This is a genomic window from Amycolatopsis sp. WGS_07 (assembly GCF_045278895.1).
Lineage (GTDB): Bacteria > Actinomycetota > Actinomycetes > Mycobacteriales > Pseudonocardiaceae > Amycolatopsis.
Genome location: NZ_CP136053.1, coordinates 826,650 through 850,406, shown reverse-complemented (window position 1 = coordinate 850,406; position 23,757 = coordinate 826,650). Strand labels below are relative to the sequence as shown.

General features: G+C 69.2%; 21 protein-coding genes and 1 pseudogene. 17 read left to right on the top strand and 5 right to left on the bottom strand.

The genetic code is table 11. The features are described 5' to 3' along the window. The first annotated feature begins 172 nt into the window (after positions 1-172). The gene (gene rho / locus RPX00_RS03815) at positions 173-2,152 is read left to right on the top strand and encodes a transcription termination factor Rho (protein WP_406637502.1); all 1,980 of its coding nucleotides are present in this window, start codon (positions 173-175) and stop codon (positions 2,150-2,152) included. 57 nt (positions 2,153-2,209) lie between these two features. Here the strand turns inward: rho and RPX00_RS03810 are convergent, their stop codons facing one another. Continuing rightward, a complete protein-coding gene (locus tag RPX00_RS03810; RefSeq protein ID WP_406637500.1) occupies positions 2,210-3,763 on the bottom strand; it encodes a S1 family peptidase in 1,554 nt (517 codons plus the stop codon). Positions 3,764-3,924: 161 nt separating this feature from the next. Beyond that, on the bottom strand, positions 3,925-4,449 hold the full coding sequence (locus RPX00_RS03805) for a CHAP domain-containing protein (protein WP_406637498.1): 525 nt from the start codon (positions 4,447-4,449) through the stop codon (positions 3,925-3,927). A gap of 233 nt (positions 4,450-4,682) precedes the next feature. On the opposite strand from RPX00_RS03805, the gene rpmE reads away from it, so the two are divergent. Both rpmE and prfA read left to right on the top strand, forming a co-directional pair. Next, positions 4,683-4,910, top strand: a complete 228-nt coding sequence (gene rpmE, locus RPX00_RS03800; RefSeq protein ID WP_009082617.1) for a 50S ribosomal protein L31 — start codon at positions 4,683-4,685, stop codon at positions 4,908-4,910. An 81-nt stretch (positions 4,911-4,991) separates the two neighbouring features. Continuing rightward, positions 4,992-6,059, top strand: a pseudogene (prfA, locus tag RPX00_RS03795) (peptide chain release factor 1); the annotation flags it as partial. 7 nt (positions 6,060-6,066) lie between these two features. On the opposite strand, the gene RPX00_RS03790 reads toward prfA, so the two are convergent. Genes RPX00_RS03790 through RPX00_RS03780 form a run of 3 tightly spaced genes read right to left on the bottom strand, consistent with a single transcriptional unit; the run spans position 6,067 to position 8,911 of the window. After that, positions 6,067-7,494, bottom strand: coding sequence for a hypothetical protein (locus RPX00_RS03790; RefSeq protein WP_406637496.1), 1,428 nt, complete (start codon positions 7,492-7,494; stop codon positions 6,067-6,069). Positions 7,495-7,529: 35 nt separating this feature from the next. After that, positions 7,530-8,303: a TIGR03619 family F420-dependent LLM class oxidoreductase gene (locus tag RPX00_RS03785; protein ID WP_406637494.1), complete on the bottom strand. Its 774-nt coding sequence runs from the start codon at positions 8,301-8,303 to the stop codon at positions 7,530-7,532. Next, positions 8,300-8,911 carry an alpha/beta fold hydrolase gene (locus RPX00_RS03780; protein ID WP_406637492.1) on the bottom strand — a complete coding sequence of 204 codons (612 nt, stop codon included), beginning with the start codon at positions 8,909-8,911 and terminating at the stop codon, positions 8,300-8,302. The genes RPX00_RS03785 and RPX00_RS03780 overlap by 4 nt, the downstream gene beginning before the upstream one ends. Before the next feature lie 172 nt (positions 8,912-9,083). Between RPX00_RS03780 and RPX00_RS03775 the strand changes: the two genes are divergently transcribed. From RPX00_RS03775 to atpD, 14 genes are all read left to right on the top strand, one after another. Next, complete coding sequence (locus RPX00_RS03775; protein ID WP_406637490.1) at positions 9,084-9,428, top strand: MerR family transcriptional regulator; 345 nt, start codon at positions 9,084-9,086, stop codon at positions 9,426-9,428. A gap of 75 nt (positions 9,429-9,503) precedes the next feature. Beyond that, positions 9,504-10,370, top strand: coding sequence for a peptide chain release factor N(5)-glutamine methyltransferase (gene prmC, locus RPX00_RS03770; RefSeq protein WP_406637488.1), 867 nt, complete (start codon positions 9,504-9,506; stop codon positions 10,368-10,370). A 397-nt stretch (positions 10,371-10,767) separates the two neighbouring features. Further along, the gene (locus tag RPX00_RS03765; RefSeq protein WP_406637486.1) at positions 10,768-12,792 is read left to right on the top strand and encodes a M6 family metalloprotease domain-containing protein; all 2,025 of its coding nucleotides are present in this window, start codon (positions 10,768-10,770) and stop codon (positions 12,790-12,792) included. 129 nt (positions 12,793-12,921) lie between these two features. After that, positions 12,922-14,118, top strand: a complete 1,197-nt coding sequence (locus tag RPX00_RS03760) for a hypothetical protein (RefSeq protein WP_406637484.1) — start codon at positions 12,922-12,924, stop codon at positions 14,116-14,118. A gap of 138 nt (positions 14,119-14,256) precedes the next feature. Further along, a complete protein-coding gene (locus RPX00_RS03755; RefSeq protein ID WP_406637482.1) occupies positions 14,257-14,907 on the top strand; it encodes an L-threonylcarbamoyladenylate synthase in 651 nt (216 codons plus the stop codon). An 87-nt stretch (positions 14,908-14,994) separates the two neighbouring features. After that, positions 14,995-16,152 carry a glycosyltransferase family 4 protein gene (locus RPX00_RS03750; protein ID WP_406637481.1) on the top strand — a complete coding sequence of 386 codons (1,158 nt, stop codon included), beginning with the start codon at positions 14,995-14,997 and terminating at the stop codon, positions 16,150-16,152. A 51-nt stretch (positions 16,153-16,203) separates the two neighbouring features. Beyond that, positions 16,204-16,695 (top strand): hypothetical protein, encoded by a 492-nt coding sequence (locus RPX00_RS03745; RefSeq protein ID WP_406637479.1) that lies wholly within the window; start codon positions 16,204-16,206, stop codon positions 16,693-16,695. Between the two features lie 385 nt (positions 16,696-17,080). After that, a complete protein-coding gene (atpB, locus tag RPX00_RS03740) occupies positions 17,081-17,866 on the top strand; it encodes a F0F1 ATP synthase subunit A (protein ID WP_406637477.1) in 786 nt (261 codons plus the stop codon). 58 nt (positions 17,867-17,924) lie between these two features. Then, on the top strand, positions 17,925-18,179 hold the full coding sequence (locus RPX00_RS03735; RefSeq protein ID WP_009082593.1) for a hypothetical protein: 255 nt from the start codon (positions 17,925-17,927) through the stop codon (positions 18,177-18,179). Positions 18,180-18,207: 28 nt separating this feature from the next. Next, positions 18,208-18,762, top strand: a complete 555-nt coding sequence (locus tag RPX00_RS03730; RefSeq protein ID WP_406637475.1) for a F0F1 ATP synthase subunit B — start codon at positions 18,208-18,210, stop codon at positions 18,760-18,762. 6 nt (positions 18,763-18,768) lie between these two features. After that, the gene (locus RPX00_RS03725) at positions 18,769-19,593 is read left to right on the top strand and encodes a F0F1 ATP synthase subunit delta (RefSeq protein ID WP_406637472.1); all 825 of its coding nucleotides are present in this window, start codon (positions 18,769-18,771) and stop codon (positions 19,591-19,593) included. 54 nt (positions 19,594-19,647) lie between these two features. Beyond that, on the top strand, positions 19,648-21,285 hold the full coding sequence (gene atpA, locus RPX00_RS03720) for a F0F1 ATP synthase subunit alpha (RefSeq protein ID WP_406637471.1): 1,638 nt from the start codon (positions 19,648-19,650) through the stop codon (positions 21,283-21,285). Positions 21,286-21,296: 11 nt separating this feature from the next. Then, positions 21,297-22,235 carry a F0F1 ATP synthase subunit gamma gene (locus tag RPX00_RS03715; protein WP_406637469.1) on the top strand — a complete coding sequence of 313 codons (939 nt, stop codon included), beginning with the start codon at positions 21,297-21,299 and terminating at the stop codon, positions 22,233-22,235. Beyond that, entirely contained in the window at positions 22,235-23,662 is a 1,428-nt protein-coding gene (atpD, locus tag RPX00_RS03710; RefSeq protein ID WP_406637468.1) for a F0F1 ATP synthase subunit beta, read from the top strand. The genes RPX00_RS03715 and atpD overlap by 1 nt, the downstream gene beginning before the upstream one ends. Positions 23,663-23,757: the final 95 nt, after the last annotated feature.

The following is a 23,757-nucleotide window of genomic DNA, read 5'->3' as shown; positions in this document are numbered from 1 at the left end:
TGCCGAATTCCGCTTTCTCCGTCCGGAGGGGGCAAACACCCTGTGCTGGCGGCGCTTCGCTGTGTCTCGCACGGCTGGGCGCGAGCCGTCCGCATCGGAGGCAGAAGCCGTCTCGCTACCGGCGGCAGTCCGCTGATCCACCTGGAACGTGGATCGGTCAGGAAGGACATGTGTGAGCAACACCGATCTGTTGAGCGGCGACGTGGAGACCCCCGCCGCGGCCGCTGAGACCAATGGGGCCGCGGCCGCTCCGAAGCGCCGCACCGGGGGCCTGTCCGGAATGGTCATCGCCGAACTCCGCCAGCTGGCGGGCGAACTGGGCGTGGGCGAGACCACCGGCATGCGCAAGGGGGACCTGATCGCCGCGATCCGCGAGCGCCAGGGCAAGAGCAAGAAGCGCACCGCCGCGACGGCCGAGACGCTGCCGCTCGACGGTGTCGGCGAGCCGGTCAAGGCGGAGAAGCCCGCCCGCCGGGCCAAGTCCGACGCGCCCAAGTCCGAGGCCGCCAAGGCTCCCAGCGCGGAGCCGAAGGCCGAGCCGGTCCAGGCGGAGACGCCCAAGGCCGAGGCCCCGAAGGCGGAGACCGCGCAGGCTCCCGCCGAGAAGCCCGCCGCGCAGGAGCGCCCGGAGCGGCACGACCGTTCCGAGGGCCAGTCCGAGGGACAGTCCGAGGAGGGCGGCCGCAACCGCCGCCGCCGCGGCGGCGCGAACCGGGGCGACGGCCAGCGCGACCAGCGCGGCGACCGCCAGGGCGGCAACCGCGACAACCGCGACAACAACCGGGACAACCGCGACGGAAACCGCGACAACCGGGACGGAAACCGCGACAACCGCGGCGGGCAGGACAACCGGCAGCGGAACAACCAGCAGGACAACCGGAACAACGGCCCGCAGGACGACGACGAGGAAGGCGGCCGCCGCGGGCGCCGCTTCCGCGACCGCCGCCGCCGGGGCAGCGGGGGCGGCCAGCGCGAGGGCGGCGCGCCGGACACCGAGATCCGCGAGGACGACGTCCTGCTGCCGGTCGCCGGCATCCTGGACGTGCTCGACAACTACGCGTTCGTGCGCACCTCGGGCTACCTGGCCGGGCCGAACGACGTGTACGTGTCGCTGTCGCTGGTCCGCAAGTTCGGCCTGCGCCGCGGCGACGCGATCACCGGTGTCGTGCGCCAGCCGCGCGAGGGCGAGCAGCAGCGGCAGAAGTTCAACCCGCTGGTGCGCGTCGACTCGATCAACGGGCTGGAGCCGGACGAGGCCAAGCGCCGTCCCGACTTCACCAAGCTGACCCCGCTGTACCCGAACGAGCGGCTGCGCCTCGAAACCGAGCCGCACAAGCTCACCACCCGCGTGATCGACCTGATCATGCCGGTCGGCAAGGGCCAGCGAGCGCTGATCGTGTCCCCGCCGAAGGCCGGTAAGACCACGATCATGCAGGACATCGCGAACGCGATCACGACCAACAACCCCGAGGCCCACCTCATGGTCGTGCTGGTCGACGAGCGTCCGGAAGAGGTCACCGACATGCAGCGGTCGGTGAAGGGCGAGGTCATCGCCTCCACCTTCGACCGCCCGCCGTCCGACCACACCTCGGTCGCCGAGCTGTCCATCGAACGGGCCAAGCGCCTGGTCGAAATGGGCCACGACGTGGTCGTGCTGCTCGACTCGATCACCCGTCTCGGCCGGGCCTACAACCTGGCCGCGCCGGCGTCCGGCCGGATCCTGTCCGGTGGTGTCGACTCGACCGCGCTGTACCCGCCGAAGCGTTTCCTCGGCGCCGCGCGCAACATCGAGAACGGCGGCTCGCTCACCATCTTCGCGACCGCGATGGTGGAGACCGGGTCCACGATGGACACGGTGATCTTCGAGGAGTTCAAGGGCACCGGCAACGCGGAACTCAAGCTGGACCGCAAGATCTCCGAGCGCCGCGTGTTCCCGGCGGTCGACGTCAACCCGTCCGGCACCCGCAAGGAGGAGCTGCTGCTCTCGCCGGACGAGCTGGCCGTCACGCACAAGCTGCACCGCGTGCTGCACGCGCTGGACTCCCAGCAGGCCATCGACCTGCTGATCTCGCGGCTGCGCAAGACGAAGACCAACATCGAATTCCTGATGCAGGTCTCGAAGACCGCCCTCGGCGGCGGAGACGACGACTGAGTCTCGCCTCGACGCGAAGCGGCCCGCCCCGGGTTTCCGGGGCGGGCCGCTTTCGTTTCACGCCGCCGTGGCGCGGCTCCCGGTCAACCGGCAGCCCGGCCGGTCCAGATCGATCCGGTTCCCCGGAGCGAGGCATCCGTTGATGGCCGACACCTGCTGTCCGTAGCTGCGGCCCTTGACCGCGGTGACCGTCCCGTCCGCCGCCACCTCGCACGGGTTGCCCTCGGTGCACGACTCGCCGTCGCGGTTGTGGGTGTTGTTGATTCCCACCACGGTGTTCCCGTCCGGCGACAGCAGCGCCGTCCCGGAGTAGCCGGGCAGGCTGACGCATTCGTCGCTGTCGGCGTAGCGCACCGACTGATCCTGCTGCCAGCCGCCTTCCCGCAGATGCGGCACCACGGCCGCCACCGTGCACTTCGGCCGGTGACTCTCGTAGGCCATCTGCATCCGGTCCCCGGTCCGCATCGGGGAGGACGACAGCCGGAACACCTTGGCACCAGCGGCCGCGAGCTGGGCGTAGGTCCGGTCCAGCCGGTACAGCGCGAGGTCGGTGCCGGTCATCGTCGCGTACGCCAGCCGGGTCGCCTTGGCGGTCGTCTTCGGATATCCCTGCCGATCGGCGATGGGAATTGCCTTGTCCAGCCCGGCAGGCTGATTCACCAGCGCTTTCCCCGGTTCCGGCCGGTTGCCCGGCACGCAATGCCCGTTGGTCAGCGCCAGCGCCGGATCCGAATCCCGAGCGGTGCGCGGCCGGATCACCGAACCCATGCATTCGCCGATCTTCGCGGTGCCTTCCACGTTGGGGATGACCGTGTCCGGCGGAACCGCGGTGCCGGACACGATTCCGTTGATCCATCCGGCATTCCGCGTCACGTCGACGTACAGGTCCGGCAGGTCGGCGCCGCGGATGCCCGAGCCGACCACCGTTCCGGCCAACGCCCATCCGGCGCCGTCCCGGACCAGCGCCGGTCCGCCGGAGTCGGTCACGCCCGGCCCGACGCCGTCTTTCAGGCTCCCGATGCACAGCGGCGGCGAGATTCCGTTGTCGTCCCAGCATTGCGCGAGCGGCTGCACCACGGTGTCGGCTTCGTGCAGCTTCCGGGGAAAGCAGACCGGATCGGCGAAGTCCGTGCAGGACAGGGAAGTAGCGCCCCAGCCGAGAATCCGGACCGCGGTGCCGACGGCCGGGGTGCTGGTCGTCAGCCGGACCGGCTGCGCCCGGACCGGCCGAGCCAGATGCAGCACAGTCAGGTCTTCGCCCGGCGGGTTGTAGCTGGCGTGGCGGCGATAGAACTTGTCGACCGCGACCAGTTCGCCGCCGGACTTCGTGTCCAGCGAGCCGACCCGGACGTTCCAGCCGCGAGGGACCGCCGTGATCGCCCCAGTGGGCGTGTTGGCGCAATGTCCGGCGGTCAACGCCCATTGCGAGCCGATGAGCACGCCGGTGCAGCGATGCCCGTCGGGCCGGGGCGCGTCGTACTGGAGGGAAACGAGGAACGAGTAAGGCTGCGAAGACTCGGTGCCGCCGACGATCGCGGAGGCTGGGCTGGCCTGGATCACGGTGGCGGCCAGCACGGTACCGAGCAGCAGCGCGGAAGATCGAATGCGCATGTCTCGCACGATGTCGGCCGCATGTCCGCGGACGGCTACCGCTGCGTGACAGTTTCACGGTAGCTGTGCTGCGAGCCGGCGGAGCGCTCCCGGCGCAGGGGAGCGCTCCGCCGGCTCAGCCGCTCATGCGGGGGATGGCAGGCATGAGCGGCATCCACCGCTCAGTGGCGGGGGACGGCGGCGGGGGTCCAGCCGCGGTAGTTGTTGAAGTAGCTCGTGGAGCTGCCGTGGCCGATCTTGCCGCCGACGCTCGTGGCGTAGAAACCGCCGTTGCCGTCCGCGATGCCGACGTGGCCGTAGGCGCTGATGTTCCAGTACACGAACGAACCGGCGGGCGGCTTCCCGCTGGTGTGCTTCGGGCTGGCCCCGTTCCAGTGCGCGTTGGCCGACGCCCAGACCCCGGTGGTGCCGTAGGAGTTCTCCGCGGCCTTCTCGCAATAGTGCTCCCACCCGGTGCTTCCGGCGTGCGCCTTGTACCAGGCGACGGCTCCGGCCGGAGTGCCGTCGCCCGCCCCGGCGAGGTTCGCCTCGGACAGCTCCGAGAACGTCCCGGCGGCAGGGTTGACGTCCGCCGCGGTGATTCCGCCGGAAGCATTCGCGGCAGGCGCGAAGACCGCGGCGGAAGCGGCCAGTGCGAGCACCGCGGCCGGCTTCGCGAGCCGGGTGAGCAGGTCGGTCGTGCGCATGTCCGGACCTCCAGTAAGTGAGCGATTCACGAACTCGGCCAGCTTCACGCCACGGGGTACAAAATCCGTACAATGCGAATGTCCTTCACTACCCACGGTGGCGTCCGGCGCTGGAATACCTGGTCACCGGGGTGTGTTGAAGCCCTTGCCAGCGCGTCTGGCAGAATGACCCGCTGAAGTCCGGCACCGGTTCACCCCTGACTGGGGACCCGGGGCCAACGAGAGAGGACACCATGAAGAGCGGTATTCACCCCGAATACGTGACCACGACCGTCACGTGCAACTGCGGGAACAGCTTCGTCACCCGCAGCACGAAGGAGTCGGGTCAGATCCACGTCGAGATCTGCTCGAACTGCCACCCCTTCTACACCGGCAAGCAGAAGATCATGGACACCGGTGGCCGGGTTGCCCGGTTCGAGAAGCGCTACGGCAAGCGTCAGCAGAAGACCGACGCCAAGTAGCTTGTCCAACGGCGCCCACCCGCACGCCCGGGTGGGCGCCGTTGTTCTGTCCGGGCCCGTTCGGGAAAGGGAGACGGCGAAGTGGATTCGAGTTCGCTCAAGGGGCTGCTCGACGAGCACGCCCAGCTGGAACAGCAGCTCGCCGACCCGGCGGTGCACGCCGACCAGGCCCGGGCTCGCAAACTGGGCCGCCGCTACGCCGAGCTGAGCCCGGTCGTGCGCGCGGTGCGCGAGCTGGACCAGGCCCGCGACGATCTTTCCGCGGCCAAGGAACTGGCTGCCGAGGACGCCGCGTTCGCCGCCGAGGCCGACGAGCTGACGGCGAAAATCCCGCAGCTGGAAGCGAAACTCACCGAGCTGCTGCTGCCGCGCGACCCGTACGACGGCTCCGACGTCGTGATGGAGATCAAGTCCGGCGAGGGCGGCGAGGAGTCCGCGCTGTTCGCCGGCGACCTGCTGCGGATGTACCTGCGCTACGCCGAGCGGCACAACTGGAAGGCCGAGGTGCTCGACTCGACCGAGTCGGATCTCGGCGGCTACAAGGACGTCACGCTGTCGCTCAAGAGCAAGACCGCGGACGTCGAAGGCGTGTGGGCGCGGCTGAAGTTCGAAGGCGGAGTGCACCGCGTGCAGCGGGTGCCGGCCACCGAATCGCAGGGCCGCATCCACACCTCCGCGTCCGGCGTGCTGATCTACCCGGAGCCGGAAGAGGTCGAGGTCGAAATCGACCCGAACGACCTGCGCATCGACGTGTTCCGCTCGTCCGGGCCCGGCGGGCAGAGCGTCAACACCACCGACTCGGCGGTGCGGATCACGCACCTGCCGACCGGGATCGTCGTGTCGTGCCAGAACGAGAAGTCGCAGATCCAGAACCGCGCGCGGGCGCTGCAGGTGCTGCAGGCCCGGCTGCAGGCGATCGCCGAGGAAGAGGCGGCGGCGAAGGCGTCGGACGCCCGCCGTTCGCAGGTTCGGACGGTCGACCGGTCGGAGCGCGTGCGGACGTACAACTTCCCGGAGAACCGGATTTCGGACCACCGGGTGAACTACAAGGCGTACAACCTGGACCAGGTTCTCGACGGCGAACTGGACGGCGTGCTGGACGCGCTGGCGGCGGCCGACCGGGAGGAGCGGCTCGCCGCGCAGGCGGGGCTGATTCCTAGACGGCGGCGGGGATTTCCTCGGCGCTCGGGTCCTCAGTGTGCTCCGGCGCGGCTGCCGCGCGGGGGAGCAGGCTGAGGACCGCGAACACCACGGCCAGCACGGTCGGGAACAGCGTCAGCAGCTGGTGTTTCACGCCTTCGATGCCTTCGCCCAAGGCGGACAGGCCGAGCTGTCCGGCGGCGAAGAACACCAGCAGGAACGCGACAATCCCGTACTCGCGCCGGTTCCGGCGGAACGCGCGTACCCCGGCCCAGCCGACGAGCACCCAAATCGGCACCAGCACGAACAATCCGAGCGGCGCGACCAGCGCGGCGAGACCGGAGAACACCGGCACCCGGTACTCCTTTGCGAGCCGCGGCTGTCCGGACTGTTCGCCGAAGCTGCCGAGGTTCGCCGGCCGGGCGGTGAGCGCGTCGACCCCGCCCTGCTGCAGGATTTCCGCCGTCCGCGCGGGATGCGTCGCGTAGTAGTTCAGCACGTTGCGGCGGCTGATTTTGTCCTTGTACTGCGGGTAAAGCGGGTCGTGCCAGGCCGCGTGCTCGCCCCACCAGCCGGTGCCGACGTACTGCGCGAACGACTCCGGCAGCCCGAGCGCGGCGAGGTCGGCCTTCGTGTCGTGCTTTCCGTCCACAATGGAGTCGAAGACCGCGTGGTACATGTTGGCCTCGCGGTATTCCGCGTTGGCCGGGTCGCCCTGGGACTGGATCGCCAAGGTGCCCGCGCCGGTGATCGCGAGCACCGTCAGCGGCAGCACCCAGCGGTGGCGTCCGCGCGTGCCGGACGGCCGGGTCAGCAGCAGCGCGAGCGCGAAAAGCGGGATGAGCAACAGGGTCTGCGATTTGGCGTTGATCCCGATGAGTCCACCGAGGACAGTCACCGCGGCACCGGCATAGCGCAGCTTTCCGGTGCGGTGCAACAGGAACAGTCCGCCGCAGATCAGCAGGATGCCGAGGAAGGCCGCGCCCTCGCTGAGCACCGACGCGAAGTAGCCGAAGAACGCCGAGTCGCCCATGACGAGCAGCAGCAACACCGTGGAGATCAGCCGGTTTCGCCGGTTCAGGTCGAGGCCGAGCACAGTGACGGTGATGGCCCCCGCGACCAGTACGCAGGTGAGCACGCCGAGCACCAGCAGGTTCAGCACGCCGGACGCGCCGAACAGCGCGCCGATCTTGCCCGCCGCCCAGTCGAGCCAGGTCTGGCTGGAGACGTACGCGGAATCACACGGCGGCGCGGACCCGTAACTGAACCGGACGAAGCCTTCCAGCGGCCGGTCCGGCTGCCTCCCGCCGAGCTGGCACAGCAACCGCCAGCCGTCGCCGTTGTCGGCCATCCCGACCGGACGCGGCACGAGGAACCGCAGCAGCAACAACCCGAGCGAGGCGACGAATACCCCGAGGCCGAAGCGCAGGTCCCTGGATCTCACCGGGCGGAGTCTAGGGGGCGGCCTCGGGGCTCAGCTCATGCGGTTGCCGCGGCGAACGCGGTCATCCGCTCCTCGTACCCCTCGTCACTCCCGAAGTGCACCGCCACCGCGTCCGCCCCCGCCTCCCGATACGCGCGGTAGGTCTCGACGGCCGTCCCTTCCTCGAACTGCTGCCGGGCAATCCGCCGCACTCGCCGTTCGGGGTCGAGCCGGGCCAGCGTCGCGACCCGTTCCGCGAAGACCTCCGGCGAAAGACCCGCACTCACCCACTGATCCCCGGCTCGGACCGCCCGGCGCAGCGCGACCGTCGAGTTCCCGCCGACGAGGATCGGAATCCGTCCCGCCGGCTGGGGCGCGAAGTACCCGCCGGCCCGGCCGCGTCCGGTGGTGAACAGCTGGTCCAGCAGCGAAAGCGTGTCGTCCAAGGTCGCTCCGCGGCGGGAGAAGTCCGCGCCGATCTCGGCGAACTCCGGCTCGTTCCATCCCACGCCGACGCCGAGGATCAGCCGGTGCCCGGACAGCCGGTCGATCGTCGCGGCCTGTTTGGCCAGCAGATACGGCTCGCGCAGCGGCGCGATCAGCACGGATGTGCCGAGCTGCACGCGCTCGGTCGCGGCGGCCAGGTAGGCGAGCGTGGCCAGCGGCTCGTACACCCCGCCGAAGACCTCGCCGAACGGTTCCGGCGGCAGCACGTGGTCCGGCAGCCAGACGGACTCGTAACCCAGCTCCTCGGCCAGCCGGGCCAGCGAGGCGAGGCGCTGCGGGGTCAGGTCGGGCGATTCGTTCGGCAGAACGACCTGGCGGCTCATCGCAGCCCCTTCCGGATCGCGGTCAGCCAGGCGTCCGGCGCTTCGTCGGTGATGCCGTGCCCGGTCGCGATCTCGACCAGCTCCGCACCGGGAATGCCGTCGGCCAGCTCCCGCGAATGCCGCGGCGGTACGAGGGCGTCCAGGGTCGTGGCGATCACCAATGTCGGGACCGCGATCGACGCCAGTTCCGCCCGGGTGTCGATGCTCCGGGCCAGCTCGACCTGCTTCGCCGTGCCCTCAGGCACCGACGAGGCCAGCCCGGCTACCGCCTCGGCGAGCTGGTCGGGCGAGAGCGAGGCGAGGAAGGGCTCGCTGACGGCGGTCAGCATCAGGAACTTGGCGAGCAGGGTGCGGTCGCCCTCCAGCAGGTGCGCCCACACGTCGAGGGCCAGCTGCAGGCGCGCGTCCGGCCGGGTGAACCCGGCGGTCAGGATGAGCCCGGTCACGCGGTCGGGGTGCCGGGTGGCCGCGCGCACCGCGACGGCGGTGCCGAGCGAGTAGCCGAGCACGGTGAACTTCTCGACGCCGGCGTCGACGGCGGTCTTGACCAGGCCGTCGGCGAGTTCGTCGAGGGTGCCGCCCGCGGCGGGGTAATCGGCCCCGACCACGGTGTGTGGCGGGAGAGGTCGTCCAGGAGCGGGCCGAAGTTGGCGGTCACGCCGCCGCCCGCGCCGTGCGCGAGCAGCAGGCCGGGGCCTCGGCCGCGAACGAAATGTTCTGTCATGTCCGCGACGTTAAGGATTGACACCAGTGTGAAGGCCAGATTCAGGGGAAAATCGGATGCTGATCGGCGAACTCTCGCAGCGCACCGGCGTGGCATCGCGGCTGCTGCGGTACTACGGCGAGCAGGGGCTGCTCGACTCGGCCCGCAACTCGAGCGGCTACCGCGTGTACGGGGAAGAGGCCGTCATCCGCGTGCGGCAGATCCGGAAACTGCTGGCCGCGGGCCTGACCACGGAGATGATCGCCGAGATGCTCGAGTGCGCGATCGGACCCGCCGCGCACCTCGACCTGTGCCCGGACCTGGTGCGCAGGCTGCGCGGGGAACTGGCCGAAGTGGACCGCCGGATGGGAGATCTCGCTCAACGGCGCGAAGTCCTGTCCGGGTATCTCGGCAAGGCGTGAGGCCCGCGCGGCCGGGGATCGATACGCTGGGCAGCACCCCCGGCAGGGGGAGTTTCGACGAGTGAAGGACGACCAGTGAATCGGCAGCCGCTGCGCCTGGCCATCATGGAGGCCACCCGGATCCTCACCGAGGCGGGCGTGGAATCGCCGCGGTCGGACGCGGATCTCATCGCCGCGCACGTGCTCGGCGTCGAACGGGGCAGGCTGCCGATGGTGCCGCTGGTCGACCCGCCGGTGATCGACGCGATCGGCCAGCTGGTCGCGCAGCGCGCCAAACGGATCCCGCTGCAGTACCTGACCGGATGGGCCGCGCTCGGCAACATCACGGTCAACGTCGGCGCGGGCGTGTTCGTCCCCCGCCCGGAGACCGAACTGCTGCTCGAATGGGGCGTGAAGTTCCTGCAGGGCCGCGAATACCCGGTGGTGGTCGACCTGTGCACCGGCTCCGGCGCGCTGGCGCTGGCGCTGGCCCACGAACGCCCGGACGCGGTGGTCTACGCGGTCGACGTCGACCCGCAGGCGCTCGCCTGGGCCCGGCACAACGCCGACGTGCACAGCGCGGCCGGCAACACCCCGATCCGGCTCTACTCCGGCGACATCGCGGACCCGACGATGTTCGCCGAGCTGGACGGTCTCGTGGATCTGGTGCTCTGCAACCCGCCGTATGTGCCGGAGGGAACGCCGGTCCCGCCCGAGGTCGGCGAGCACGACCCGGCACGCGCGGTCTTCGCCGAGGAAAGCGGCCTGGCGGTGATCCGGCACGCGATCGCGGCCGGTGCCCGGCTGCTGCGCCCCGGCGGCGGCCTGGCGATCGAACACGACGACACGCACGGCTCGGCAGTCCCGGCCCTGGTGCGGGCCCGCCGGGTGCTGACCGGGGTCGAGGACCACCCGGACTACACCGGCCGCGCCCGGTTCGTCACCGCCCGCCGCCTGGGCTGACGCTCCCGCTCCCGGCCTGTCCGTGAAGGACTCCTTGAGGGAATCTACGTCTGTGAAGGGGCCCTTCACGGCCCGCTGACGTCCGTGAAGGTGGCCCTCACGTACCGCGGAGGTCCGTGAGGGGGTCCTTCACGGCCCGTTGGCGTCCGTGAGGGGAACCCCGGGGGACTCAGAGTCCGTGAAGGTGGCCCTCACGACCAGCGGCGGTCCGTGAAGGGACCCCTCACAGCCGACCACCGCACCGGTTGGCAGCACTGGGCCATTCGCACCTTTGCCGATGCCTTGCCCGACTTTCGTCGTGCGGCAGCGGGGTGGATCTCGTTCGCTCGCCTAACGATCACCGTTAGCGTCGGGCGTCGGGACCGCCGGGCGTACCGGCGGACTGTGAGGAGCGAGGATGAGATCCCCCTTACCCCGCCGGAACCGCACCCGAAACCGCCTCTGGAACCGCACCCGGAACCGTGCCGCCGTCGTCGTGGCGATCGCGGCGCTGGCCCCCGCGCTGCTCGCCGGGACCGCCGCGGCCGATCCGCTCACCCAGGGCTGGCCCGCGCCGCTCGACTCCGCGCACTGGGTCGACCAGGCCAGCATGACCTGGCAGGACTACCGCCAGGTGCCCGGCACCGACTGGGCCGACCCGTCCCTGAAACCGACCGTGCGCAAGTTCAAGGGTGCCGTCGTGCTCGCCGACTACCCGGACGCGGATTTCGTCGTCACCAAGGCGCCGCATTCGACCGTCTTCGGCAATCCGTCGCCGTCGGCGAGCAATCTGCCGCGCGGGAAAGTCGCGCAGTACTACCAGGATTTCCTCAACAAACCCGAAACCCTCAACCACGGCCACACCATCAACGAGTACTGGATGGAGGACTCCGGCGGCCGCTTCGGCGTCGACCTCACCGCGTTCGGCCCCTACCGGATGCCCGGCAAATCCTTCGAGTACGGCATGGAAATGCAACCGCAGGACTGCCCGCCCACCGCCGACTGCACCCGTGACCTGCGCAAGGACGCGGGCGACGCCTGGCGCGCCGACGTCGGTCCGATCGCCGATCAGTTCGACTTCATCTTCTTCCTCTCCGCGGGCCAGGACGAAAGCTCCACGTGGCAGGAGTTCGGCGAGATGAAGTTCGGCGCGAAGGAGAACGTGCCCGCCGAATTCGGTCCGCCGGGCAGCAAACCGGGCGATCCGAACTGGGCGCACACGCGCTACGTGCCGTGGACGTCGTGGGCCTCGGCGGCGAGCATCTGGCCCAACGCGGTCGAAGGATCGTCAACGCAGGGGGAAAGCTCCGGCCAGGCCGTGTACGCGCACGAGTTCAGCCACATCCTCGGCATCGGCGACAACTACAACAACCCGTTCGGCAACCCGCCCCGGCGTGCGTACACCGGGCCATGGGAAATGCTGTCGCGCGGTAGTTTCAACGGTCCCGGCGGTCCGCACACGCGCTGGCAGATCCCGGCGACCGAAGGCGGTTCGATGGGCGCGCACCACATGCTGCGCAACAAGATCAAGCTCGGCATCGTCGATCCGAACGCGGTCCTGCAGCTCGACCGGAACAAGCTCGCCACGACCGGTCCGGTCACCGCTCGGGTGACCGCGCGCGAGGCGGTGCCCGAACAGGGTGCGTACGCGGGCATCATGATCGCGCTCACCGGCGGCGACCGTTCGCCCAAGTGCGATCCGAAGACGGACCCGAAGTGCGACGGCGGCGGATACAACCACTACAGCGTCGAGGTCGTCGACCGGATGGGTTCGGACTCGTTCGCCCCGGACTCCGGCGTCCTGCTGGCCAAGACCAAAACCCGCGACGCGGCGCCGTTCGAATGGATCGTGGACGCGAACCCGCAGGACATCGGGCTGACCGACTACGTACGCCAGGACGGCACGCCGGTCAAGATCACCGTCGGTGACTACCGGCAGCTCAACGACGCCACGTTCAAGGCGGGCACCGGCGCGGCTGGCGGTTACGAGTACATCGACGAGGCCAACCGGCTGCGTTTCCTCGTCACCGACCTCGACCGGGACAGCCGCGGTGTCCTGTCGTACACGATCACCGTCGCGTCCCTCGACGGTGCCGGACCGCAGGCGCGCGGCGCGTGGTTGTGGCCCGCACTGCCCGCGTTCGCCCACGGGGGACTGGCTACCTGCGACTTCCGCCTGTCGAACCAGGGTTCGGCGCGCGGTGCGGCAGCCCCGTACGACCAGGACACCTACCGGCTGAGCGCGTCCACCGACACCCGCGGCTGGGAGGTCCGCCTGCCGAACGCGCTGGCCACCGCCAAGTTCGGCGACTCGACGCGAATCCAGGCGTACGCGAAACGCTCGGCGGGCGCCCCGCACGCCGCGCGGGTGAAGCTGACCGCGACGTCGATCGCCGACCCGTCGAAGACCACGACCACCGCCTGCACCGCGATCGGATTCTGAACCAGCTGACGGTGCCATCCGCCTTCCCGGTGGATGGCACCGTTTTCGACTGGGCGACAACCACTTGCCCGTCCACCAGGCGACCCCCTACCTTGGGGCGGCCTGTCGACCAGACTCTGGGGGAGTCTCATGTCCTTACGTCATCGAATCGGTGCCGGATGCGGCGCCGTGCTCATCGCCGCCAGCGCGCTCACCGCGAGCGCGACCGGCGCCTCCGCCGCGGCCGGGCCCACCACCCTTCCCGCCGGCGAATACACCCTGACCTCGGATTACCACAAGTACGACGCGGCCTACTCCGGTCTCGCGGCCAAGCTGCCCGTCCGGGCGGTGCACACCGTGATGGACAACGCGAACCACGACCGCAAACCGCTGCCGTCCACCTTCAACCCAGCCGGGCTGACCGGCGGTTTCCGGTTCGACGACGGCGACAACGACGACTGCACCAACTACCCGCAGGGCATCACCACCAGCCGCGACGCGGTCGGCGGGGACAACGGCGGCAACTACGACGGGCACCAGCTCGTCGCGGTCAGCTGGTACACGCGCGACGCGTGCGGCGGCAAACAGGTCCGCAGCCGCATCACGCTCGCCGACTGGGACGCGACGTACCCGAACAAGTACCGCAAGATCCTGCTCGTCGAGCCGACCGGCACCACCGCCTCGCCGAACTACAAGGACATCCCGATCCACGCCGGCGGCGTCTCCTGGTACGGCGACTACCTGTACGTCGCCGACACCGGCGGCGGCATGCGGGTCTTCGACATGCGCAAGATCCTCGAGGTCAACTCGGGCGGCACGGCCGACCAGATCGGCCTTTCCGGCGGCCAGTACTACGCGCACAACTACCGCTACGTCCTGCCGCAGGTCGGCACGGTCGCCGCGCACACCACGTCCGGCACGAACCTGTCCTGGTCGAGCATCTCGCTGGACCGGGTGAGCAAGTCGATCGTGATGACCGAGTACACCTGCAAGGCCGACTGCACGCAGTACCCGAACCGCGCCCCGCGCGCGGTGCGCTTCCCGTTCGCCGCGGGCGCGACGACCTTCGCCGCCTCCACGACGGCGAGCCAGGCCCTGCAACTGCCCTGGTACAACCTCAACGGCGTCGCCTCGCACAACGGCCGCTGGTGGTTCAACTCCTCCACCCAGAAACAGCTCTACTACTGGGCCCCGAACGCGGGCCCGGCCACGCACTCGTGGGTGAGCTACGGCGAGAGCATCTCGTACTGGGAGGACCCGACGGACGCGGACCTGCTGTGGTCGCTGCAGGAGGGCAAGGGGAACCGCAACGTCTTCGCGGTCAAACAGGCCACTTACGGCACCTGACCCCACCCTGCTCCAAATGTCCGTGAGGGGAACCCTGGGGGACTCTGATTCCCTCGGGGTTCCCCTCACGAACTTCCGCGGCCTGCCCTGCGTCGGGGCGCTCCGGAGGGCCGCAAGGCGGGGGCTAGGCTGCCGTTCATGAGTGCGGTCTACGACTGCGGCAAGCGCGATTCCCGAGCCGAAGGCCTGTCCGCGGCGGCTGCCGCGGTGCGGTCGAGCAGGCTGGTCGTCCTGCCGACGGACACGGTGTACGGCATCGGTGCCGACGCGTTCGACTCCGGCGCCGTCCAGGCGTTGCTGCGGGCGAAGAACCGCGGCCCGGACATGCCGGTCGGCGTTCTCGTCGGGTCTTGGTCCACTGTGGACGGTCTGGTGCTCGGCGTGCCGCCGCAGGCGCGGGCGCTCATCGAGGCGTTCTGGCCCGGCGATCTGTCGATCGTGCTGCCGCACGCGCCGAGTCTGCAGTGGAATCTCGGCAACTCGCGCGGCACGGTGATGCTGCGGATGCCGTTGCACCCGGTCGCGCTGGAGCTGCTGCGCGACGTCGGCCCGATGGCGGTGTCGAGCGCGAACGTCTCCGGGCGTCCGCCGGCCTCGACCGCCGAGGAAGCCCAGGAGCAGCTCGGCGATTCGGTGTCGGTGTATCTCGACGGCGGGTCGAGCGGCGAGCCGGTGGCGTCGTCCATCGTGGACCTGACCGGCGACAAGCCGGTGGTGCTGCGCGAGGGCGCGGTCACGAAGGCCGCCATCGCCGAGGTGATCGGCGTCGCCGAAGAGACCCTGGACTGAGCCGGGGAAGTGACTGCCGTTCACCGGGGCAGCACGCGGGCGCGGTAGCGTGGCGCCGTGACTCCGACCTCCCGGCGGGCGTGACACATGCCTGTAGTCCAAGGACTTCTCCCGATCCGGGAGTACCTGCTCGTAGCGCTGACCGCGACCGCGGTGACCTATCTGCTGACCGGCGTCGTGCGGCGGGTGGCCATCCGGATCGGCGCGATCGCCAACCCCCGCGCGCGCGACGTGCACGTGAAGCCGATCCCTCGGATGGGCGGCGTCGGCATCTACCTCGGGATCGCCGCGGCGATGGGGCTCGCGCACCAGCTGCCCGCGCTGAGCCACGGCTTCGACGTCTCCTACGACGCGGTCGGCGTGCTGCTCGCGGCGGGCGTCATCTCGCTCATCGGCATCCTGGACGACCGGTTCGAACTCGACGCGTGGACGAAGCTCGCCGGACAGGTCATGTGCGCCGGGATCCTCGTCATCTTCGGCGTGCAGTGGGTGTCGTTCTGGGTGCCGTGGGGCGGCAACGCCGATTCCATCGGCTCGGTGCTGGTGCTGGACAAGAACCAGGGCGCGCTGCTGACCGTGGTCATGGTCGTGGTGATGGTCAACGCGATGAACTTCGTCGACGGCCTCGACGGGCTGGCCGGCGGGCTCGGCTTCATCGCCGCGACCGCCACCTGCGCGTTCTCGATCGGCCTGCTCGACAACGCGGGCGGCGACTTCGGCGCGTACCCGCCCGCGCTCATCGCCGCCGCGCTCGCCGGGGCCTGTCTCGGTTTCCTTCCGTACAACTTCCAGCCGGCCAAAATTTTCATGGGCGACTCCGGATCGATGATGATCGGGCTGATGCTCGCCGGGGCCACCACCTCGGCGAGCGGCCGGGTCAACTACACCCGGTTCTCCGCCTCGGACGCGCTGGCCCTGCTGTCCCCGCTGGTCGTCGTGGTGGCGGTGCTGTTCGTGCCGGTGCTCGACCTCGTGATGGCCGTCGTCCGGCGCACCCGGCGCGGGCAGAGCCCGTTCGCCGCCGACAAAATGCATCTGCACCACCGGCTGCTGGAAATCGGCCATTCGCAACGGCGCGCGGTGCTGCTGATCTATTTGTGGGCCGGAATTCTGTCTTTCGGCGCGGTCTCCATCACAATTTTCGACAGTCCGGTCGTGTTCTGGGCGATTGGCGCCGCACTGATGGTCGCGGTACTGGTTTCCCTGGTGCCGAGGCTGCGTTCGCGGCACCGGCACGGCGTCTGACTTCCCCGGCGGTCTATACTGGCGGGTCGAACCGAACGAGGAGCGAATGCAGTGAGCGACACCGAGACGCCGGACACCGCGGCCGAGACGTCCCAGGCACCGGCTCAGGCCACGGCTCCGGAGAACCCGCACGCCGCTCCGGTGCGCCAGCTGGCGCGCTCGATGACGCGGGCCTCGCTGCTGTTCACCCCGCCGTTCATCCTGGTCTGCATTGTGCTTTTCACCGTCCTCAACGGACTGCACGGCTTCCTCGGCGCGCTGGTCGGCGGCGTGCTGGCGATGGTCGCGTCGCTGTCCACGCTGGGCATGATGAAGGTATCCGCCGGGCAGGACCCGTCGCTCGTGATGCTCATCGCGCTCGGCGGTTACGCGGCGAAGGTCATCCTGCTGTTCCTCGCGCTCACTCTGCTCAAGGGCGTCACCGTGCTGCACCCGCTTTCCCTCGGGATCACGATGATCGTCGCCATTCTCGTGGCCGCCGCCGTCGAGTTCGCGGCATTCCGCAAAGCGCGTATCCCCACCATCATTCCCGCTGCGAATTGACGGGTTCGGGACAAGGGTCCCAGCCGGATTCGGGACCTAGGTCCTGGACCATTCGGCTGGTTAGGAGTACGCCTGTACGGCACTGATTGACCTGCTGGTATGGTCCGCGTCATGGGTGGCGGCCTCGGCCGCGCACTCCCGACGACGAACCGCGATCAGCAGTGTGGCGACCGGATGGTTCCGCCTCTCTCAACGGCTGGTCCGAAGTAGACCGCAGGGCAGTGTTCACGCGAGACCTCCCCGCGTGCGGACCGGCTGACTGGTTCCGCGCACGGTGGGTACCCGCCGCCTCCGGCGTCCCGATGCGTATCGGGTACGTTAAGTCCAGATCGTGACGATTCCCCCGGCGGAGTGAACGCCGGCCGGGAGAACCGGGAGGAGCCCAGTGGCCGCGCTGGTACTGACCGAGGGTGCGACCTTCGCGCCCCCTGGCGCCGAAAGCTTTGAGCTGCCGCCGTTGTTCGGCTTCGTCACGAAGCCGATGCTTCTGGTGGTGCTCTCGGTGATCATCATCGCGGGGTACTTCCTGCTGGCGACGCGCAAGCTGAAGGTCGTTCCGAGCAAAGGCCAGTTCGTGGCCGAGGGCATCTACGACTTCGCGCGCAACAACATCGCCCGCGAGCAGATCGGTTCGAAGGACTTCAAGCGCTTCGTGCCGGTCATCTTCGCGTTGTTCACCTTCATCCTGCTGAACAACCTCTACGGGGTCATCCCGTTCCTGCAGTTCCCCACCATGGCGCGGTTCGGGTTCCCGGTCGCGTTGTCGGTGCTCGTGGTCTACCCGGTTTACCACTACGTCGGGATCAAGAAGCACGGCCTCGGCGGGTACTTCAAGAAGGAACTCGCCCCGGCCGGCGTCCCCGGCCCGGTGCTTCCGCTGTACGCGCTGATCGAGTTCGCGGAGAAGTTCTTCCTCAACCCGCTCACGCTCGCCATCCGTGTTTTCGCCGCCATGTTCGCGGGACACCTGATCCTGGCGGTCTTCACCCTCGGCGGCACCTTCCTGCTGACCGAGACCTCGAGCATCGCGCTGAAGCCGGTGTCGCTGGTGGCGTGGATCTTCGCCATCGGCCTGACGTTCCTGGAGGCGTTCATCCAGTGCCTCCAGGCGTACATCTTCGCCCTGCTGTCCGCGGGGTACATCGGCGCCGCGCTGGCGTCGGAGCACTGAGAACACCTAAAGACCCCGATCCGCGTGAGTGCGCGGACCGAAGTGAAGGGAAACGCACGTGAGCAACATCGTTCTGGCCCAGGCCGCCGCCGAGACCATCAACCTCAACAAGGGCCTCGCCGCGATCGGCTACGGCCTGGGCGCGATCGGCCCCGGCATCGGTGTGGGCCTGATCTTCGCCGCGGTGATCAACGGCACCGCGCGTCAGCCGGAGGCCCAGAGCAAGCTGCAGGGCATCGGTTACGCCACCTTCGTGCTCACCGAGGTGCTGGCACTGATCGGTATCGTCATCTACTTCATCGCCTCCGCCTGAGTCGTCCGCTCTCGCGTAAGGAGACGTTGTGCTGAAGACCCAAGCTGTGCTCGCAGCAGAAGCACACAACCCGATCGTTCCGGACCCCTCGGAACTGATCCTCGGCATCGTCGCCTTCCTGATCCTGCTGTTCATCCTCAAGAAGTACGTCGTCCCTCGTTTCGAGAAGGCGTACGAGGAGCGGGCGCAGAAGATCGAAGGCGGGATCGAGAAGGCCGAGAAGGCTCAGGCAGAGGCCGAGAAGGCGCTGTCGGAGTACAAGGCGCAGCTGGCGGACGCCCGTTCCGAAGCCGCGAAGATCCGCGACGACGCCCGGCTCGAAGCCGAGCAGATCAAGGCGGAGCTGCGGGAGCAGGCCGAGGCCGAATCCCAGCGGATCGTGGCGCAGGGCCACGCCCAGCTGCAGGCGCAGAAGGCGCAGATCGTCGCCGAGCTGCGGGCCGAAATGGGCCGCAACGCGGTCGAGCTGGCCGGCCGCATCGTCGGCGAGTCGCTCGAGGACGAGGCGCGCCGTCGCGGCACCGTCGACCGGTTCCTGGCGGAGCTGGACACGGCCGGGGCCACCAACGGAGCGGGGAAGTAGACCGTCATGACGCTGCATGCTGCGAGCCGTGAAGCGCTCGACCTCGCCGAGCGGTCGCTCGGCGAGGTGCTGGCCGGAGCGGGCGCCGAACCCGCGAAGGTCGGGGACGAGCTGCTCTCGGTCGTCGACCTCCTTGACCGCGAAATCGGCCTGCGCCGCGCGGTCGGCGATTCTTCGGTCGCTCCGGAGAGCCGCCAGGGCCTGGTCCGCCGCCTGTTCGACGGAAAGCTGAGCGAGCAGGCCCTGAAGGTGCTCGACACCGTGGCGGGCAGCCGCTGGTCCAGTCCCCGCGAGCTGGTGGACGGGCTCGAGTCGATCGGCCGTTCGGCGCTGCTCACCGCCGCCGAAAAGGCCGGGAACATCGAAACCGTCGAGTCTCAGCTGTTCCAGGTCGCGCGGATCGTCGCGGGCGCCCCGGAACTCGAGGCGGCGCTGTCCGACCTGACCGCTCCCGCGGAAGCGAAGCGGACCCTGGTCCGCGGGCTGTTCGCGGACAAGGTCGACGCGGTCGTCGAGACCCTGGTCGAGCAGGCCGTGCAACGCGCCAAGGGGCGCGGCATCGGCAACGCGCTCGACAAGCTGGTCGCGCTGGCCGCCGAGCGGCGCGAGCGCTCGGTCGCGTACGTGACCTCGGCGAACGCGCTCACCGACGAGCAGCGGGCCCTTCTCGGGACCAAGCTCGACGGCATCTACGGGCGGCCGATCGCGCTGCACGTCGAGATCGACCCGGCACTCGGCGGCGGACTGGTCGTCCGCGTCGGGGACGAGGTCATCGACGGCAGCACCTCCGGGCAGCTGGCGGCGGTGCGCCGCACGCTGAGCCGGGCCTGAGCGGCACTACAGACTTTGCACACTGGACAGAACAGAAGCGAGAGCGGGAACGAAATGGCGGAGCTGACGATCTCCTCGGACGAGATCGCCCACGCGATCGAGAATTACGTCTCGAGTTACGCCCCTTCGGTGGAGCGGGAAGAGGTCGGCGTCGTCGCCGACGCCGGTGACGGCATCGCCCACGTCGAAGGGCTGCCCTCGGCCATGGCCAACGAGCTGCTCGAGTTCCCGGGCGGCGTCCTTGGCGTGGCGCTGAACCTGGACGCGCGCTCCATCGGCGCGGCGATCCTCGGCGACTTCGAGAGCATCGAAGAAGGCCAGCAGGTCAAGCGGACCGGTCAGGTCCTCTCGGTGCCGGTCGGCGACGGCTACCTCGGCCGGGTCGTCAACCCGCTCGGCCAGGCCATCGACGGCCTCGGCGAGATCGAGACCACCGGCCGCCGCGCGCTGGAGCTGAAGGCCGCCTCGGTGGTCGAGCGCCAGCCGGTGTCCGAGCCGCTGCAGACGGGCATCACCGCGATCGACGCGATGACCCCGATCGGGCGCGGCCAGCGCCAGCTGATCATCGGCGACCGCAAGACCGGCAAGACCGCGGTCGCGGTGGACACGATCATCAACCAGAAGGCCAACTGGGAGACCGGCGACCCGAAGAAGCAGGTTCGCTGCATCTACGTCGCGGTCGGCCAGAAGGGCTCCACGATCGCCTCGGTGAAGTCGGCGCTCGAGGACGCGGGCGCGATGGAGTACACCACCATCGTCGCGGCCCCGGCTTCCGACTCGGCCGGCTTCAAGTGGATCGCCCCCTACACCGGCTCGGCCATCGGCCAGCACTGGATGTACGAGGGCAAGCACGTCCTGATCGTGTTCGACGACCTGACCAAGCAGGCCGACGCCTACCGCGCGATCTCGCTGCTGCTGCGCCGCCCGCCGGGCCGCGAGGCGTTCCCCGGCGACGTCTTCTACTTGCACTCCCGTCTCCTCGAGCGCTGCGCGAAGCTCTCGGACGAGCTGGGCGCGGGCTCGCTGACCGGCCTGCCGATCATCGAGACCAAGGCGAACGACGTGTCGGCCTACATCCCGACGAACGTCATTTCGATCACCGACGGCCAGTGCTTCTTCCAGTCGGACCTCTTCAACGCCGGTCAGCGCCCGGCCATCGACGTGGGTATCTCGGTTTCCCGCGTGGGTGGCGCCGCGCAGGTCAAGGCGATGAAGAACGTCGCGGGCTCGCTGCGGATCGACCTGTCCCAGTACCGCGAGCTGGAGGCGTTCGCCGCCTTCGCCTCGGACCTGGACGACGCGTCGAAGGCGCAGCTGGAGCGCGGCGCCCGGCTGTACGAGGTGCTCAAGCAGCCGCAGTACTCCCCGGTTCCGGTCGAGGAGCAGGTCGCCACGGTGTACCTGGGCACGAACGGCTACTTCGACTCGGTCCCGACCGAGGACGTGCGCCGCTTCAACCTCGAGTTCCTCGACTCGGCGCGGCGCAAGCACGCCGAGGTGCTGGGCGCGATCCGCGACACCGGCAAGTTCGAGGACGACACCCGCGACGCGCTGATCGCGGCGGTGAACGAGTTCAAGAAGGAGTTCACCACCTCCGAGGGCAAGCCGCTCGAGTCGAACGCCGACGCGATGGCCGCCGAGAAGGTCGGGCAGGAGACCGTCAAGGTCAACAAGCCCGCCCCGAAGAAGTGAGCTGGTAGCCCATGGCCGCACAACTCCGGGAGCTTCGCTCGCGCATCAAGGCGACGAAGTCGATCGGCAAGATCACCAAGGCGATGGAACTCATCGCCACCGCGCGCATCACCAAGGCGCGCGCGAAGGTCGCCGCTTCCCGGCCGTACGCGGACGAGATCACCAAGGTGCTCTCGGCGCTGGCCGGCGCGGCGGCCAACCTCGACCACCCGCTCCTGGTCGAGCGCCCGAACCCGAAGCGCGCCGCCGTCCTGGTCGTCACCAGTGACAAGGGCCAGTGCGGCGGTTACAACTCCAACGTGCTGAAGGCGACCGAAGAACTGCTTGCCCTCCTCAAGTCCGAGGGCAAGCAGGTCGACGTCTACACCACCGGCAGCAAGGGCCTGAACTACTACCGGTTCCGCAACCGCGCGGTCGCCGGCAGCTGGACCGGTTTCTCCGACCAGCCGGGTTACCCGGACGCGGTCGCGGCGGCCGAGACGCTGGTGCAGTCCTTCAACGCGGGTGTCGACGACGCCTCCGGCAACGCGGACGGCATCACGGGCGTGGACGAGATTCACGTCGTCTACACCGAGTTCGTGTCGATGCTGACGCAGCGCCCGGTCGCCAAGCGCGTCGCGCCGCTCGAGGTCGAGTACTCCGAGGGCGAGGACGAGAAGCCGGCCGGTCTGCTGCCGAGCTACGAGTTCGAGCCGAGTGCCGACAAGCTGCTCTCCGCGCTGCTGCCGAAGTACATCAACACCCGGCTGTACGCGGCGCTGCTCGAGTCCGCGGCGTCCGAACTGGCTGCCCGCCGCACGGCGATGAAGGCCGCTTCGGACAACGCGAACGAACTGGTGAACACGCTGACGCGGGAGGCGAACCAGGCCCGGCAGGCGCAGATCACCCAGGAGATCTCCGAAATCGTCGGTGGCGCGAACGCGCTCACCGCAGCAGGAAGTGATGACTGATGACCAGTACTGAAGCCCCGCGCGCCAAGGGGCGCATCGTCTCGGTGACCGGGCCGGTCGTCGACGTCGAGTTCCCGCGCGGTTCCGTTCCCGACCAGTTCAACGCGCTCAAGGTCGACATCGACTTCGAGCAGCTGCGCAAGACGGTGACCCTCGAGGTGGCGGCTCACCTCGGCGACAACCTCGTGCGCACGATTTCGCTGCAGCCGCAGGACGGCCTCGTCCGCGGCGCGGAGGTCACCGACACCGGCGGCCCGATCACCGTGCCGGTGGGCGACAAGGTCAAGGGCCACGTCTACAACGCGCTCGGCGAGTGCCTCGACGAGCCCGGCTACGGCGAGGACCTCGAGCGCTGGGGCATCCACCGCAACCCGCCCGCCTTCGACCAGCTCGAGGGCAAGACGGAGATGCTGGAGACCGGCCTGAAGGTCGTCGACCTGCTGACCCCGTACGTGCAGGGCGGCAAGATCGGCCTGTTCGGCGGCGCGGGCGTGGGCAAGACGGTGCTGATCAAGGAAATGATCACCCGTGTCGCCCGGAACTTCGGCGGTACGTCGGTGTTCGCCGGCGTCGGCGAGCGCACCCGTGAGGGCAACGACCTCTTCCTGGAGATGTCCGAGGACGGCGTCATCAACGACACCGCCCTCGTGTTCGGCCAGATGGACGAGCCGCCGGGCACGCGTATGCGCGTCGCGCTGTCCGCGTTGACCATGGCGGAGTACTTCCGCGACGTCCAGAACCAGGACGTGCTGCTGTTCATCGACAACATCTTCCGGTTCACCCAGGCCGGTTCCGAGGTGTCGACCCTGCTCGGCCGCATGCCTTCGGCCGTGGGTTACCAGCCGACGCTGGCTGACGAGATGGGCCAGCTGCAGGAGCGGATCACCTCGACCCGAGGCCGTTCGATCACCTCGATGCAGGCGATCTACGTGCCCGCGGACGACTACACCGACCCGGCCCCGGCGACGACGTTCGCCCACCTGGACGCCACCACCGAGCTTTCCCGGTCGGTGTTCCAGAAGGGCATCTTCCCGGCGGTGGACCCGCTGGCGTCGACGTCGACGATTCTCGACCCGGCGATCGTCGGCGAGGACCACTACCGCGTCGCCTCCGAGGTCATCCGGATCCTGCAGAAGTACAAGGAGCTGCAGGACATCATCGCGATCCTCGGCATGGACGAGCTTTCCGAAGAGGACAAGCTGACCGTGCAGCGGGCGCGCCGGATCGAGCGGTTCCTGTCGCAGAACATGCTGGTGGCCGAGGCCTTCACGCAGATCCCGGGCTCCACGGTGCCGCTGGCCGAGACCATCGAGTCGTTCGACCGCATCACCAAGGGCGACTTCGACCACTACCCGGAGCAGGCGTTCCTGGGCATTGGCGGGCTCGAGGACCTCGAGAAGAAGTACCACGAGATCACCGGCAAGTGAGTGCGTGAGACCGGCGGGGGCACTGTCCACAATGGACATCGGCCCCCGCCGTTCTCGTAACCGAAGCAAGACCTATTACACTCGGTGGTGACACC